The 17,122-nt window shown below is 45.8% G+C and carries 8 protein-coding genes and 4 pseudogenes; 7 read left to right on the top strand and 5 right to left on the bottom strand.

Annotated features, from left to right (window positions below):
- The first annotated feature begins 84 nt into the window (after window positions 1-84).
- On the top strand, window positions 85-2,709 hold the full coding sequence (gene glnD / locus AC0L66_RS04335) for a bifunctional uridylyltransferase/uridylyl-removing protein GlnD (RefSeq protein ID WP_473568481.1): 2,625 nt from the start codon (window positions 85-87) through the stop codon (window positions 2,707-2,709).
- Between the two features lie 180 nt (window positions 2,710-2,889).
- Window positions 2,890-3,273, top strand: a complete 384-nt coding sequence (locus AC0L66_RS04330; protein ID WP_265674516.1) for a DUF3461 family protein — start codon at window positions 2,890-2,892, stop codon at window positions 3,271-3,273.
- A 72-nt stretch (window positions 3,274-3,345) separates the two neighbouring features.
- On the opposite strand, the pseudogene AC0L66_RS04325 reads toward AC0L66_RS04330, so the two are convergent.
- A pseudogene (locus AC0L66_RS04325) lies at window positions 3,346-4,936 on the bottom strand (AbgT family transporter).
- 338 nt (window positions 4,937-5,274) lie between these two features.
- Here AC0L66_RS04325 and tsaA point away from each other — a divergent pair.
- From tsaA to AC0L66_RS04305, 4 genes and pseudogenes are all read left to right on the top strand, one after another.
- Window positions 5,275-5,648 (top strand): annotated as a pseudogene (gene tsaA / locus AC0L66_RS04320) (tRNA (N6-threonylcarbamoyladenosine(37)-N6)-methyltransferase TrmO); the annotation flags it as partial.
- Complete coding sequence (locus AC0L66_RS04315) at window positions 5,634-5,981, top strand: TrmO family methyltransferase domain-containing protein (protein WP_473569183.1); 348 nt, start codon at window positions 5,634-5,636, stop codon at window positions 5,979-5,981. The pseudogene tsaA and the gene AC0L66_RS04315, both read left to right, overlap by 15 nt.
- A 90-nt stretch (window positions 5,982-6,071) precedes the next feature.
- Window positions 6,072-7,787 (top strand): proline--tRNA ligase, encoded by a 1,716-nt coding sequence (locus AC0L66_RS04310; RefSeq protein WP_265674513.1) that lies wholly within the window; start codon window positions 6,072-6,074, stop codon window positions 7,785-7,787.
- Window positions 7,788-8,012: 225 nt separating this feature from the next.
- The gene (locus tag AC0L66_RS04305) at window positions 8,013-8,675 is read left to right on the top strand and encodes a tellurite resistance TerB family protein (RefSeq protein WP_473568479.1); all 663 of its coding nucleotides are present in this window, start codon (window positions 8,013-8,015) and stop codon (window positions 8,673-8,675) included.
- Between the two features lie 133 nt (window positions 8,676-8,808).
- Here the strand turns inward: AC0L66_RS04305 and AC0L66_RS04300 are convergent, their stop codons facing one another.
- A complete protein-coding gene (locus AC0L66_RS04300; RefSeq protein ID WP_265674511.1) occupies window positions 8,809-9,120 on the bottom strand; it encodes a DUF3622 domain-containing protein in 312 nt (103 codons plus the stop codon).
- A gap of 265 nt (window positions 9,121-9,385) precedes the next feature.
- Window positions 9,386-13,285: pseudogene (purL, locus tag AC0L66_RS04295) on the bottom strand (phosphoribosylformylglycinamidine synthase).
- 295 nt (window positions 13,286-13,580) lie between these two features.
- Between purL and mltF the strand changes: the two are divergent.
- Window positions 13,581-15,134: a membrane-bound lytic murein transglycosylase MltF gene (mltF, locus tag AC0L66_RS04290; RefSeq protein WP_473568477.1), complete on the top strand. Its 1,554-nt coding sequence runs from the start codon at window positions 13,581-13,583 to the stop codon at window positions 15,132-15,134.
- Window positions 15,135-15,667: 533 nt separating this feature from the next.
- Here mltF and tadA read toward each other — a convergent pair.
- Window positions 15,668-16,222 (bottom strand): tRNA adenosine(34) deaminase TadA, encoded by a 555-nt coding sequence (gene tadA / locus AC0L66_RS04285; RefSeq protein WP_265674508.1) that lies wholly within the window; start codon window positions 16,220-16,222, stop codon window positions 15,668-15,670.
- A pseudogene (locus tag AC0L66_RS04280) lies at window positions 16,212-17,092 on the bottom strand (LysR family transcriptional regulator). Before AC0L66_RS04280 ends, tadA begins: the two are co-directional and overlap by 11 nt.
- Window positions 17,093-17,122: the final 30 nt, after the last annotated feature.

Below are 17,122 nucleotides of genomic sequence, written 5' to 3'. Positions count from 1 at the left end.
CAATGTGAGGATATTTTTTTATCTTCACCATTTTGGTATAACCGTAGTTAGATTTTCTTTTTGCTTGCACGGATTGCGCCTTTTATGACTTTTCAGACCCCCACAACGCTCAGTGATGAACAACTGACCGTGGAAGAACTCAAAGCCCAGCTGGATACCTTTTCCGACCATCAAAAGCACGAGTTCTTAAATCACCACCCCATTGCCGATTTGATTCTTGGTCGTTCAGACTATATCGATTTGCTGCTCAACCGACTTTGGCAGCATAGTGGTCTTAACAATCAGACTAACCTTGCATTGGTCGCAGTCGGAGGTTACGGCAGGGGTGAACTTCACCCACTTTCCGACATCGATATTCTGTTTGTCTCGCGTAATAAGCTCACACCCGCGCTAGAAACGACCGTCAGTGAATTCATCACCTTGTTATGGGATCTTCGCTTAGAAGTGGGTCATGCCGTTCGAACAGTCGCAGAATGCGTTGAAATAGGACAATCTGACCTTACGGTCGCCACTAACCTGCAAGAAGCACGATTGCTATGCGGCAGTGAGGACACGTTTTCACAACTGAAAAACGTCGTGGATTCCGACACTTTTTGGACATCAGAAGACTTCTATCGAGCAAAAATAAACGAACAAAAAACCCGTCACTCTAAGTATCACGATACCACTTACAATTTAGAACCCGATATCAAATCTACACCAGGCGGTCTGAGGGACATCCATACTCTAAGTTGGGTAGCTCGTCGCCACTTTGGTGCCACGTCTTTATTTGAAATGAGCCGTTTTGGCTTTCTCACTGATGCGGAATATCGCGAGTTGGTCGAATGTCAAAATTTCTTATGGCGCGTGCGCTTTGCCCTACATATCGAACTCAGACGCTATGACAATCGACTCACCTTTGGTCATCAGGCCCAAGTTGCAGAAAGCCTTGGCTTTGTCGGTGAAGGCAACATTGCCGTAGAAATGATGATGAAGGAGTTCTATCGCACGCTAAGACGTGTCGCTGAACTCAATAAAATGCTACTAAAACTATTCGACCAAGCCATCATCAACAAAGGACAAATTGTTGCCGCTGAAGTCCTCGATAATGACTTTCAGCGTCGGGGACATCTTATTGAAGCGAGGAAACCCGCTCTGTTCCAAGCGCGTCCAGAAACCATCTTGGATATGTTTATCCACATTGCCAACGATTCAAGCATCGAAGGCGTAAGCCCAGCTACGCTGAGACAGCTGCGTACAGCTCGTCGTCGGTTAAATAAGTTTCTACATGAAATTCCCGCAGCGCGAGACAAGTTTATGGATCTTGTCCGTCATCCCAACGCCCTCCACCGGGCTTTCCGGTTGATGCATAAATTAGGGGTGTTAGCAGCCTATCTGCCACAATGGAGCCAAATTGTCGGCCAGATGCAATTCGACCTTTTTCATGTTTATACCGTCGATGAACACAGCATCCGATTGCTCAACCACATTCACACCTTTAGCTTGGAAGAGAGTTATTCCAAGCATCCCATATGTTGTGAAGTCTATCCAAGAATGCAAAAGAAAGAGCTGCTGATCCTCGCGGCGATTTTTCATGATATCGGCAAAGGGCGAGGTGGTGACCACTCTGAAATTGGCGCGGTTGAAGCGTTCGAGTTTTGTATTGAACATGGGCTATCAAAGCCCGAAGCTAAGCTCGTCTCATGGCTGGTGCAAAGTCACCTCTTAATGTCTGTCACCGCGCAAAGGCGCGATATTTACGATCCAGACGTGATCATTGAATTTGCTAAAAAAGTACGTGATGAAGAATATTTAGAATACTTAGTTTGCCTAACTGTGGCCGACATCTGCGCGACTAACCCTGAACTCTGGAACAGTTGGAAACGAACGCTCCTCGCTGAGTTATTTCACTCCACCCAACGCGTATTAAGACGCGGTCTTGAAAACCCAGTCGATGTTCGAGACCGTATTCGTCACAACCAACAGCTCGCCTCTGCACTCCTAAGAAAGCAAGGCTTTGCTGCCCGTGAAATTGAGGTATTGTGGCAACGATTTAAGGCGGATTACTTCTTACGACATACGCACAAACAAATCGCCTGGCATTGTGAGCATATTTTAAACTCCGAAGACCCATCTAAGCCACTGGTGTTGATGAGTAAAAAGGCCACGCGGGGCGGTACCGAAGTTTTTGTTTACAGCAAAGACCAACCCGCTTTATTTGCGACAGTGGTCGCTGAGCTCGATCGACGCAATTTTAATGTCCACGACGCACAAATCATGACCAGTAAAGACGGTTTTGTTCTCGATACGTTTATGGTACTCGATCATCACAGTAAAAAAATTGATACCACTCGTCACTCAGCTGTCATTAAGCACTTAATACGAGTACTTGAAAGTGGCAAGCCAACCAAAATAAAAGCGCGCCGTGCACCGCGAAACTTAAAACATTTCAACGTAAAAACCAAAGTGGACTTTCTACCAACGAAAAGTAAGAAGCGGACATTAATGGAACTCGTCGCACTCGATGCACCTGGCTTACTTGCGAAGGTAGGTGCTACATTCGCACAGTGTGATGTAAGCCTCCATGCCGCCAAAATCACGACCATTGGTGAGCGGGCGGAAGATCTATTCATTTTAACCAGCGCCAGTGGAGGACGCCTTTCTGAAGAGGAAGAAGAAGCATTGAAACAGAAATTGCACGACACCATTTCAGAACAAATATCGGCCTAATGGCAAAATATTCAATCTAAAAAGCTAGGTTCTATTATGAACCTAGCTTTCCCTACTTATTCAGAATGAATATTAAGCGATCTCCCCACATTTCTTCTTAATCGTTCAACTTATCAACTATCTACCACACCAATAGACTGCTACATTTGTACTTAGAACACACAATGAAAGAGGTAAACTATGTATCCAAACCTCACGAGTTTAGGCATTCATGAACCTAAACAGATTGAGCGTTACTCAATTCGACAAGAAGCGCACAAGGATGTGTTAAAAATATATTTTCGTAAACAGAAAGGTGAACTGTTTGCTAAGAGTGTTAAGTTCAAATACCCAAGGCAAGTTAAGAACGTCAGGGTAAATAGCAGCAGCCAAAGCTATAAAGAAGTCACAGAGATCAACCGCAACTTAACCTTAGTCATTGATGAGCTCAACAAAATCACTAAGCCCGTTGAGGTGGCAGAAGTCGATGTGAAACAAAAAATCCTATCTGATCTTCGTCACTTAGAAAAAGTCGTCTCTGGTAAAATTGCAGAGATTGAAGCCGATTTAGAAAAACTAAAATAACACCCTTCAACAAAAAAATGCTCCCAATTGGGAGCATTTTTATTTTGATAACGCTGTACCACCTACCATTAACTAAGGCGTGTAGTACGTCGCGGCACCAGGACCAACAGGTAAGCCAAATACGAATACCCAAATATAGAACAGTACACTCCAGCCTACTAAGAAGCAGATAGAGTACGGCAGCATCGTGGCGATCAAAGTACCAATACCAAGGTTCTTCATGTAGCGTGTCGCTACCGCTAAGATAAGGCCGAAGTAGCTCATCATTGGTGTGATGATATTCGTCGTCGAATCACCAATACGATAGGCCGCTTGAATCGTCTCAGGCGCGTAGCCAACCAACATTAACATTGGAACGAAGATCGGTGCAGTTACCGCCCACTGAGCAGATGCCGAACCAATCATAAGGTTGATAAAGCCACACATCAGGATGAAGGCAAAGAACAACGCAGGACCCGTCAAACCAATGGTTTGTAAGAAATCAGCACCGCCTACCGCGAATACCTGACCAAAGTTCGTCCACTTAAAGAACGCGACAAACTGAGCTGCAAAGAACACCAATACAATGTACATGCCCATTGAAGACATCGATTTAGACATGGCATTGATAACGTCACGATCGTTATTCATGGTTCCCGTGACTTTGCCGTAGACAAATCCTGGAATCGCAAAGAAAACAAAGATAAACGCAACGATACTCTTCAAGAAAGGTGAACCAGCCACTTCTCCTGTTGCAGAACGAAGTACACCGTTAGCAGGAACAATCGTTGAAGCAATCACAGCACTCACAATCAGTACCGCAATACCTAGCCATTTTTAGACCTTTCTTTTCAACGTCAGACAGTTTACCCATACGGTCATTAGATAAGTCTTCCGCCGCTTCTTCTTCATTGTATTTACCCAGCTTCGGCTCAACAATTTTCTCGGTAACAAAGGCACCAGTAATTGAGATAAAGAAGGTAGACACAAACATAAAGTACCAGTTTGACTCTGGGCCAACGGTGTAGGTTGGGTCAATCATTTGTGCTGCTGTCTCAGTAATGCCTGAAAGCAACGGATCCACCGTACCAATTAATAGGTTTGCAGAATAACCACCAGACACACCTGACAAATGCAGCAGCTAGACCTAGCTAGAGGGTGACGCCCTAGAGAGTGGAATAACATCGCAGCCAGTGGAATTAGAACCACATAGCCAAGCTCTGAAGCGGTATTAGAGATAATACCCGCAAACACTACCGTTACAGTCACCATGCGTTGAGACGCGCCCATAACTAGGCCACGCATTGCAGCAGACAACATGCCAGAGTGTTCAGCAATCGCAACACCAAGCATGGCAACCAACACGGTTCCTAAAGGAGCAAAGCCAGTAAAGTTCTTAACAAGGTTAGTAACGATAAGCTGTAAGCCCTCAGCATTGAATAAGCTGACAACTTTGATCATTCCATCAGCAGCACGACCAGGTGCGCCTTCTGGGCGAGGGTCGACAACCGCAACGTCAAAGTAACCTAGCAATACCAGACATGACTAAAATGGCGACACAGAATATAGCGAAAAGTGTGATTGGGTGGGGTAATAAATTCCCCAAATATTCAACGCCGTCTAAAAAACGGGTAAATATCGGCTTTTTTGGTTTGTTGTGTTTCATTGCGGCAGATGAACTCATCTGTCCCCTCCTTTTATTATATTGTCCTGGCTTATTTGACAAAGCTATCGTCCTTTTCTGACAACTTTGTAAAAAGCAGGCGAAGGGTACGTGACCAAAAGCGCAATTAAAAGCCCAATATGTTGCCAAATGTAAAATTAGCGCAATATTCAACCAGGCGGTTTAATATCAATCAACCACATATACTGACATCCATATCAATTAAGAAATAACATTCTCATGACAAATGCATTTTTTGATCAACACACCAATATGTTATAGGCCACACTTGCCTTTCGCCCCCTATTGAAAACCCCAGGCACATCTGAAATGATGAATCTTTAATTTTGTGACCTAAAGTGACGCCTTTGACCTACCACATTGAACCGATTGGCATTATCAGCTCGCCTTATAAAGAAAAATTTGCCGTGCCGAGACAACCGCGCCTTGTCTCTTCTGCGACAGCGACCGTAACACTGCAGGGGCAAGCAAACTGCCAAGAGGCCATTAAAGGCATCGAGCAATTCTCTCATCTGTGGTTGCTATTTTTATTCGATCAAAACATCGACGCGGGCTGGAAGCCAACGGTTCGCCCCCTCGCCTTGGAGGCAATGAAAGAATGGGAGTGTTAGCGACTCGTTCTACTTTTAGACCCAATGGTATCGGCATGTCCGCGGTTGAACTAAAAGGCGTAGAACAGCAGGGGTCACAAACCTTAATACATATCGGCAGCGTTGATTTAGTTGATGGTACGCCCATCGTTGATATCAAACCCTACATCCCTTACTCAGATGCCATTCCTCAAGCGCAAGGCGGCTATGCGTCCGATGAACCTGAACTCATTGATGTCCAGTTTTCGAGCAGTCTCGAATCTGTCTTTCATCAGCGACAAGATGGCGAGCACCGACGTCAGGTGATAGCACAGGTTCTCGCTCAAGATCCCAGGCCTGCATATAAAAAAGGCAAACCGGACAATAAAGAGTATGGAGTGAAACTGTACGACTGGAATATTAAATTCAAAATAATAGATGAATCGGCATTAGTTACCGCGATTGAACCTTTGTAGAACGACAATACGCTGATATCATAGTCGGCTTAACTCGATTTAAGCGATGGCTTGAATCTCTTACAATCATGATGAAACGGATACCATAGAATGCGTACCAGTAACTACCTTCTTTCCACTTTGAAAGAAACTCCAAACGACGCAGAAGTTATCAGCCACCAGCTGATGCTACGTGCAGGTATGATCCGTAAGCTAGCTTCAGGTTTATATACTTGGCTACCTACTGGTCTACGTGTACTGCGTAAAGTAGAAAATATCGTTCGCCAAGAGATCGATAATGCCGGTGCCGTTGAAATCTTGATGCCCGTCGTTCAACCGTTTGAGCTTTGGGAAGAGACTGGTCGCAGCGAGAAAATGGGTCCGGAACTGCTTCGTTTCACTGACCGCCACTCTCGTCCGTTTGTTCTTAGCCCTACAGCGGAAGAAGTCGTCACAAGCCTAGTTCGCAACGAGATTAGTTCTTACAAGCAGCTTCCTCTTAACCTGTACCAAATCCAGACTAAATTCCGCGATGAACGCCGTCCTCGTTTTGGCGTAATGCGTGCTCGTGAATTCTCTATGATGGATGCGTACAGCTTTGATATCGACAAAGACGGTCTAGAGCAATCTTACCAAGCCATGCACGATGCTTACTGTAAAGCCTTCGACCGCATGGGTCTTGAGTACCGTCCAGTATTGGCAGACTCTGGCGCAATCGGCGGCAGCGGCTCTCAAGAGTTCCACGTTCTTGCTGAAAGCGGCGAAGACCTCATCGCCTTCTCTTCTGAATCGGATTACGCAGCGAACATCGAAAAAGCCGAAGCACTCGCCCCTACAACTGAAGCGGCTGCGCCAACGCAAGAGATGGAACTGGTTGATACACCAAACGCAAAAACAATCGCAGAGCTAGTAGAACAACACGGTCTAGCCATCGAGAAGACAGTTAAGACTCTGTTCGTTAAAGCTTCTGATGAAGTAGATGCCGATATCATTGCTCTTATCATCCGTGGTGATCATGAACTTAACGAAGTGAAAGCAGAAAACCTCCCACAGGTTGCTTCTCCACTAGAAATGGCTGATGAAGCTGCAATTCGTGCACTGGTTGGTGCTGGTCCGGGTTCACTTGGCCCTGTTGGCTTAGAGCTACCATTCATCGTTGACCGCTCTGTTGCAGTAATGAGCGACTTCGGCGCTGGCGCAAACGTAGACGGTAAGCATTACTTCGGCATCAATTGGGGCCGTGACGTTGAGCTTGCTCAAGTTGAAGACCTACGTAACGTTGTTGAAGGCGACCTTAGCCCATGTGGTCAAGGCACTATCCAACTTAAGCGTGGTATCGAAGTGGGCCATATTTTCCAACTGGGCACTAACTACTCAGAGAAAATGAACTGTAACGTTCTTGGTCCTGACGGTAAGAGCGTAACACTAGAGATGGGTTGTTACGGCATTGGTGTATCACGTGTTGTTGCCTCCGCTATCGAGCAAAACCACGATAAATTCGGTATCGTATGGCCAGACGCCCTTGCCCCTTTCCAAGTGGCGATTGTGCCAATGAACATGCATAAATCAGAGCGTGTGAAGGAAGCGGCTGAGAAGCTATACGCTGAATTAACGGCTATGGGGATCGAAGTCCTGTTTGATGATCGTAAAGAGCGTCCTGGTGTGATGTTTAAAGATATCGAGCTTATCGGTATTCCACACACCATCGTTATTGGTGACCGCAGCATGGACGAAGGCAACTTCGAATATAAGAACCGTCGCAATGGCGAGAAAGCACCAATTGCTATCTCAGACATCGTTGAGCATGTTAAAGCGCAATTAGCGTAACGCTATACCGCAATTGATCAGCGCAACTGATCATCGTAAATGAAACGACCTCGGTCATAAAAGGCAGCCTATTGGCTGCCTTTTTAATGCCAATAAACAAACCAACTTCATCTTCAGTTCAGATTCACTCTATTACCATCATAGATATGACGTGCCAATCGCATTAGATCTTAAGCACGAATCGCTCAAAAACCTAAACTCTACTCATATATTTTGGAGAATACGATGGATCTGAAATCACTACTTAATCAAGCACTCAAATCAGATGTTGTGAGTAAAGCGACCCAAAAAGCCTCTCAGTCATCATCGAACCTTAGCTCTGCTCTCAGTGACAAGAAAACCATGGGTGCATTAGGTGCAGGGGCCGTCGGCGGCGGCTTACTTGGTATGCTCATGGGATCGAAGAAAACCAAAAAAATGGGCAAAACAGCACTAGGCGTTGGCAGCGCAGCCGCTCTTGGCGCTCTGGCATTTAAGATTTACAACGATTGGGATAAAAAGAATGCCTCAGATTCACAAGGGGCAACCATCAATGAATTTGCCAATACCAATCATGAAGAAATCGTTCTCAAAGCCATGATTGGGGCAGCCAAAGCCGATGGTCATATTGATGAAGCAGAAATGAGTAAAATTGACCAAGCGCTACAACGAATGCATGCCGACGCTCATCTTCAGGCATTCGTTCAAGCTGAAATCGCAAAACCGCTTGATCCTAGCTATATTGCGCAGCTTTCACACTCACCAGAGCAAGGAGCGGAAATTTATCTTGCGAGTTTACTTGTCGTGGATGAACAAAACTTTATGGAAAAAGCGTACTTACAAGAACTGGCAAAACAACTTCAGCTTCCACCAGAACTGGTCAGCAAACTCGAAGAGCAAGTATTTTAAGTCGAAGATAACAACGGCCTTAAGGGTGGATGCACGACCCATGAAAAACGCGCACAAAAAAACCGCTGATAATACAGCGGTTTTTTATTGGTACCTATCAACGAATCAAAACTCGTCAACAGTACTAAAATGATTACTCTTCGTCTTCTTGCTCAGCGCTATCTTGGCGAGCGGCAGCTTTTACTGCTTTTAGAGCTTCTTTCGCGTGCTCTTTGGCTTCTTTCTCTTTACGAGCTTCAGATTTACGAGCATTACGTTCAGCCTGGCTTGCAATAAAGCCTTGTAGCTCTTTCTCTGCCCAAGCTTGTGCTAATTCTTCGCTTTCAAAACCCATCTCACGCTTAGATACTACCGTTCTACGAGAGGTTACTTGGCGAGTAATTTCTGCAGACCAACCATTGCGCTTTTCCGTTAGACGGATAGCAAATTTTTTATTTTCAGACATTTAGATGATTCCTAAGGGTTTTGTTAAGGGATGTTCCAACATAATTATCATTACTTTGTCAGCCATCCCTAAGCCAGCGCGGTATTAGAACACAATTAGTTCAATTACGCTCCACTATTTTTAGCAACAACGACGGATTTTTTTATCGTACTAAATGACTAATAATCGCCATAAAACAGCTAGCAAGAAAACAACTGGCAATAAAAAAGGTCGCCAGCGCTTACACTGACGACCTTTCCAATTGACTATGTCATTAACCTAGCGATTAACCGATATTCTTGCGCGCGTTTTGGAACATACGCATCCAAGCACCGTTTTCACCCCAAGTCTCTGGAGCCCAAGAGTTAGCAACCGTACGGAATACTCGCTCTGGGTGAGGCATCATAATGGTTACACGGCCATCCGTTGTCGTGAGACCTAGGTGATAGCGTTTGGTGAACCATTCGGGTTATTCGGGTATTGCTGCGTCGGATTACCGTTGTTATCAACGTAACGTAGCGCCACTGTACCTGAATTTTCAATCGCGTTTAGGTGCTCGTTATCACGCACTTCTACGCGGCCTTCACCGTGAGAAACCGCGATAGGCATACGAGAACCTTCCATGCCGTTGAAGAATACAGAATCAGACTTCTGAACTTCTACTAAGCTGAAACGAGCTTCAAAGCGCTCAGATTCGTTACGCACGAAACGAGGCCAGTACTCTGCACCCGGAATCAATTCACGTAGGTTAGACAGCATCTGACAACCGTTACACACACCTAGAGAGAAGGTATCTTCACGCTTGAAGAAGTTTTCAAATTGGTCACGTGTAGAGTCGTTAAACAGTACTGACTTAGCCCAACCTTCACCAGCACCTAGTACGTCACCGTAAGAGAAGCCACCACAAGCCACAAGGCCGTTGTACTCTTCTAGAACCGCTTGACCCGTTAGGATATCGCTCATGTGAATATCGGTTGCTTCAAAGCCTGCACGGTCAAATGCCGCTGCCATTTCAACGTGAGAGTTAACGCCTTGCTCACGCAAAATCGCCATCTTAGGTTTCGCGCCTGTCGCAATATATGGCGCTGCGATATCTTCATTAACATCGTAGCTCAAGCTAACGTTTAGACCTGGGTCTGAGTTATCTTTCTTCGCTTCATGCTCTTGATCGGCACACGCAGAGTTATCACGAAGTGATTGCATCTTATGCGTGGTTTCAGCCCAGATAGTACGTAGTTCAGTACGGTTACGTTCAATCACTACCGATTCACCAGACTTAATCACTAGCTCATCAGAGGCTTCAACCGAACCAATGACGTGTGAACACGCTTCTAGACCATTTTCTGCCAGTGTAGCAAGTACAGCGTTTAGGTCATCGTTGCGCACTTGGATGACCGCACCTAACTCTTCGTTAAATAGCGCAGCAAGCGTATCGTCACCTAATGCTTCGATATTCGCATTCACACCACAGTGACCTGCGAACGCCATTTCTGCTAGCGTAACGAATAAACCACCATCGCCTTTATCGTGGTAAGCCACAACTTGGTCGTTCGCGATTAGTGCTTGAACACCTTCGTAGAAACCTTTTAGCTGTGCTGCGTTGTCTACATCTGCTGGCTTATCACCAAGCTGCTTGTATACCTGAGCAAGTGCTGTCGCACCCATGCGGTTTTTGCCGTTGCCTAGGTCGATAAGCACCAGTGACGTGTTACCTTTGTCAGTGCGTAGCTGCGGAGTAATGGTCTTACGAACATCTTCAACACGAGCAAACGCTGTAATAACGAGAGATAGCGGAGAAGTGACTTCTTTCTGCTCGCCGTTCTCTTCCCACTTGGTCTTCATCGACATTGAGTCTTTACCAACTGGAATCGTTAAGCCAAGTGCAGGACAAAGCTCTTCACCTACCGCTTTTACCGCTTCATAAAGACCAGGCATCTTCACCTGGGTGACCAGCTGGAGACATCCAGTTAGCCGACAGTTTAATGTGCTTAATATCGCCGATATTTGTCGCTGCGATGTTAGTGATTGCTTCACCAACAGCTAGACGAGCCGATGCACCGAAATCGAGTAGAGCAACTGGCGTACGCTCACCTAGAGACATAGCCTCACCGTGGTAAGTGTCGTAGCTTGCTGCTGTTACTGCGCAGTTAGCAACAGGAACCTGCCAAGGGCCTACCATTTGGTCACGAGCAACTAGGCCTGTTACCGAGCGGTCACCGATGGTGATAAGGAATGTTTTTTCTGCAACCGTTGGTAGACGAAGAACACGGTCAACCGCTTCGTTCATCTCGATACCAGAGCGATCAATCGCCGGGTTGTTCGCTTTCAACGTTTTCGCGTCACGGTGCATCTTAGGTGTTTTACCTAGCAAGATGTCCATTGGCATATCAATTGGCGTGTTATCGAAGTGTGAATCTTCTAGTTTAAGTTCACGCTCTTCTGTTGCCTTACCTACAACGGCATATGGTGCGCGTTCACGCTTACAAATCGCGTCAAACGTTGCCATGTCTTTGTCAGCAACTGCCATTACGTAACGCTCTTGAGATTCGTTACACCAGATTTCAAGAGGACTCATGCCCGGCTCATCGTTTGGTACGTCACGTAGGTTAAAGATACCGCCACGCTCACCATCGTCCACTAACTCAGGAAGTGCGTTTGAAATACCACCCGCGCCCACATCATGAATGAAGGCGATTGGGTTCGCATCACCAAGCTGCCAACAACGGTCAATCACTTCCTGACAACGACGCTCCATCTCTGGGTTTTCACGTTGTACAGAAGCAAAATCGAGATCTTCAGAAGAAGAACCAGAGTCCATTGAAGATGCAGCACCACCGCCAAGGCCGATGTTCATTGCAGGACCACCGAGAACGATTAGGCTTGCACCTACAGGGATCTCTTTCTTCTGAACGTGCTCATCACGAATGTTACCTAAACCACCAGCTAACATAATTGGCTTGTGGTAACCACGTACCTCTTCACCAGCATGAGAGTTAACTTTCTCTTCGTAAGTACGGAAGTAACCTAATAGGTTTGGACGACCAAATTCGTTGTTAAACGCCGCACCACCAAGAGGACCTTCAAGCATAATATCCAGAGCAGTAACGATACGGCTTGGCTTACCAAAGTCCGTTTCCCAAGGTTGAACGAAGTTCGGGATCTTAAGGTTAGAGACAGAGAAAGCGACAAGGCCTGCTTTAGGCTTACCACCGATACCCGTTGCGCCTTCATCGCGGATTTCACCGCCAGAACCGGTTGATGCGCCCGGCCAAGGAGAAATAGCCGTTGGGTGGTTGTGCGTCTCAACCTTCATCAAGATGTGCGTTTTCTCTTGATGATAGTTATATTGGCGCGTGTCTGGATCTGGGAAGAAACGACCAACAGTTGAACCAGTCATAACTGCTGCATTATCTTTATAAGCAGATAACACGTGTTCTGGTGTCGTTTCAAACGTGTTCTTAATCATCTTAAACAATGATTTTTCTTGCTTAACGCCATCAATAGTCCAGTCAGCGTTAAAAATTTTGTGACGACAGTGTTCTGAGTTTGCTTGTGCAAACATCATAAGCTCTATGTCTGTTGGATTGCGACCTAGCTTTTCTGTAAAGCTTTCAAGAAGGTAATCAATCTCATCTTCAGCAAGGGCAAGACCTAGGGTAACGTTTGCTTCTTCAAGCGCTTTACGACCACCACTAAGCAGGTCAACCTCAGCATAAGGTGCTGGTTCTGCCACAGTGAAAAGCGCCGCTGCAGAATCAAAGTCATTGAACACGACTTCCATCATGCGGTCATGAAGGATCGCTTTCAGCTCTACTAATTGAAGCTCAGTTAATTCGCTTGATGATTCAACATAAAAAGCGGTACCACGCTCTAAACGTGTGACTTTATTCAGACCACAGTTATGCGCAATATCTGTCGATTTAGACGACCATGGCGAGATAGTACCCGGACGAGGCGTAACTAGTAATAGTGTACCCGTTGGTTCATGTTCTTCGATTGTTGGACCGTAAGTCAGCAACTTCTCCAATTTTTCGACTTCAGACGCATCTAAGTCTGATGTCAGGTCGGCAAAGTGGGCAAACTCAGCGTAAATACCTGTGACAGGTAGGCTTAATTCACGACAAAGCTCTACTAGCTTGTTAACACGAAACTCAGAAAGAGCTGGGGAGCCACGCAAAATTCTCATGTGCTTAGGTCTCTTATGCAATTGATTTGAGGTGATATTGGAATAAATTCAACAAGTTACATTTAAAAAATGAACATATGCCAATTTCTGCCCCCTTGATTCCGGCGTATTATAGTGTATTTTTTTGTGACGTAACCACTTGCGCAAACGTTTTCGTCATTTTTTTCTTAATTGCAAAAATACAACGAACAAAGGCGATAAAGTGACAGTAAACGAGACTTTCTATGATGTTGCTTTGCCAGAAGTTCTAGCTTTGGTATAAAGGCAACATCGTTCTCGTGAGATAATTAAATTAATGCGAAATAATTATTCTGTTCGTTGGCTAAAACTAACAACGTTGCTGACCTTATCGTTAGGTCTCTTCGGGTGCCAAATAGACTCTGATCCCAAAAGCGAATTGGAAAGCATCCAGGAACGAGGCGTGCTGCGTGTAGGAACGCTGAACAACCAACTCTCTTACTACATTGGTCCAGACGGCCCAACCGGATTGGATTATGAATTAGCCCGCCAGTTCGCAGACGAGCTTGGTGTTAAGTTGGAGATGAAACCCGCCTACCGCCTTTCAAGCCTCTTTCCTGCGCTAGAAAAAGGTGAGATTGATATTATATCTGCCGGGTTAAGCCAATCACCGCAGCGTATCGAGCAGTTTCGTGCTGGTCCCGCTTATTACTACGTGAGTCAACAAGTGGTGTATAAGAAAGGCCAATGGCGACCAAGAAATCTTGAGCAACTATTAGCCAATCAAGCTGAATTAATCGAAAAAGCCGATGGCGAAGATGTGTTTGCTGTGGTGCAAGACTCTCATTTCGAGCGTACCTTAAATCACGTCGCCAAAGACAATGCCGAATTTCGCTTTAAGGTTGATGCTAACGCGGATGTCAACGATCTACTCAAGCAAGTCTCTGAAGGTGAACTGCTCTTCACTATGGCAGACTCTGTTGAGTTATCGCTCTCGCAACGCATCTACCCTGACCTCGCCCTAGCTTTCGAGATGACCGAGGATCAACCTATTTCTTGGTACATGAGAAAATCTGACGACGAAAGCTTATACGCATTATTGATCGAGTTTTTTGGTAGTCTAAAACAAAGTGGTGAGCTCGCTAACTTAGAAGAAAAATACATCGGTCATATTGGCACTTTTGATTACGTTGATACTCGCGCTTTTATTCGAGCCCTCGACAGCAAACTGCCTAAATGGTCACCGTTGTTTAAACAGTATTCTCAAGAATTCGATTGGCGCTTAATCGCAGCCCTCGCGTATCAAGAATCGCACTGGAACCCGGTCGCTAAATCACCGACAGGGGTTCGTGGCATGATGATGTTGACGCTACCAACCGCTAAAATTGTCAATGTGACCAATCGTCTTGACCCTGAACAATCCGTACGAGGCGGGGTGCAGTACCTTCGCTATATTGTCGGTCGAGTGCCTGACTCAATTACTGAGCATGAGAAGATTTGGTTTGCGCTGGCTTCTTATAACCTCGGGTTCGGCCATATGATGGACGCAAGACGCTTAACTAAGCGACAAGGTGGTAACCCAGATGCTTGGGCGGATGTGAAAGACCGCTTACCCCTGCTGCGCCAAAAGAAATACTACAGTCAGACACGATATGGCTATGCGCGTGGCGATGAAGCGCAAAACTACGTAGAGAATATACGTCGCTACTATCAAAGCATCATCGGCCATGTTGATAAACAAATCGCCGCTGAAGCGGAACTAGACAATAGTACAGACGGGCTCACTGTCATCACACCCGTCGCGGTCAGCTCTGCCGCTGTAGGAACCCTTCAACCTGCTGTCAGCGAAGCGATAGCAACCTCAGAGGCCGCTGCAGACACGAACCCTTAGTTAGAGTAGGCTAATACACCGCCCGCTTACCGCACAGGTAGCATGAGTTCAAGAATTCGTATTTGCGTATTCTTGAACTCAACTCAATTTGTTCTACATTATGAGAAAGGGTTAAAGACTCACGACAGCTACACAATACACGTTAAACCATGCACGTTAAACCATACACGCTAACCAATACTCGCTAACCAAGAACACCTCTGCCCATTGTAATTATCAATTAACATAGCGCTATCGCGCTGAATTAGTGATATTGTCTGCGCCGTGCTACATCCCCCTTAACATCGCCCTTTGAAGGTATCCCATTAATCCGATACCTTGTTGAGCACCGAATTATTAGTGATAGGAGATCGTTTCATGCTTGCTAAGAGACGAATACAATCAAGAAACTTAAGTAAAACCGTGTCTGCGAATCGCAGAAAGCGAAAGTTAGCGAACAATAAAAAGAAAATCATTTGGCGAAATCGTGCTTTCATGCAATTGATTGCGCCTTAACGACCGCTGAAACACCCTGACTGACAAACACCTGTCTCTCAGGTGTTTGTTTCCCCTTTATCTTGCTGTAAACGCCGCGCCTTTTTCGCTTCCTTTATCTCTTTTCTTCGACGCTTAAAAAACGCCTGTAACTGTTCACGACACTCGTTGGCGAGCAAACCATGCTCAACATCAGCGTAATGATAAGACGCCTGACTCTCGAATAAATTAAGTACTGTCCCAGCCGCTCCCGCTTTAAGATCGGGTGCACCGTAGACAATTCGTTTCACTCGACTATGCAATAAAGCACCCGCGCACATTGGGCACGGTTCCAAGGTGACATAAAGCGTGGTATCAAGTAGTCGGTAGTTCTCAAGTCTTTTCCCGGCCGCTCTCAATACTTGAATTTCAGCATGCGCCGTTGCATCATGCAGCCCAATCGAGCGATTCCAGCCTTCAGCGATAATTTCACCATCTTTCACTAACACCGCTCCAACGGGAACCTCACCCTCACGCTCAGCTTCATGAGCAAGTGCAATCGCACGTCGCATAAACTGGCGATCTTCCTCGCTATATTCTTCAGCACAAGGCACGGAATTGTCATTACTTTCCATATTGACTAAAGGCCTCTACAAGATAATCTATCAACGTTCTTACTTTGGACGTCAGCATTCTATTTTGCGGATAGAGCGCCCAAATACCCTCTCGATTGCCACGATAGTCACTCAGCAATTCCACCAATTCACCAGACTCCAGATAAGGCTGCACATAATAATCTGGAAGCTGCACGATCCCTAACCCCTTTAGTGCCGCATCCACCAACGCATAGCCACTATTACACTGTAGTCTGCCGTTAATATTAATCACCCTTTCACTGCCTCCATCGCTAAAACGCCAGTGGCGAACAGACCCTCGTAAACACTGATGCCTTTTTAGCTCAGATAAGGTATGAGGCTCGCCATAGGTCGAGAGATACTCTGGACTACAGCAAACAAAAACCTGCCGATCCAGTAACTTTCTCGCCATCATCGAAGAATCATCTAATTGCCCTAAACGAATAGCTAAATCGAACCCTTCTTGCACTAAGTCTATTTTTTGATTAGAAAGCATCACATCCAACTCAATCTGGGGGTGTGCTTTTAAAAATTGATGAAGAATTGGCGCTAACGCTTGCTCACCAAATGTCACTGGGGCGGTGACCTTAATCAATCCTTTCGGTGCGACTTGCAGCTGAGTCACCGCCAATTCGGCCGACATTAGTCCTTCAAGCAATGGTTTACAGTGGCGAAAATAACTTTCTCCTGCCTCCGTAACCGAGACTTTTCTCGTTGTTCTGACTAACAGCTTCACCCCGAGTCGCTGCTCAAGTGCGTTGACTCGTCGGCTGATATTTGCAACCGAGGTATTAAGTCTATTTGCAGCACCGTAAAACTTTGGCTTTCCACCACCGCAACAAACTCATTGACGCCTTCCCAATCTGCCATTGCTCTACCCTTTACTCTATTCTCAACGAC

Source organism: Vibrio sp. GJ43-1 (assembly GCF_055808835.1).
Note: the sequence above shows the minus strand (reverse complement) of the source record. Positions and strands in the feature narration are given on the sequence as shown.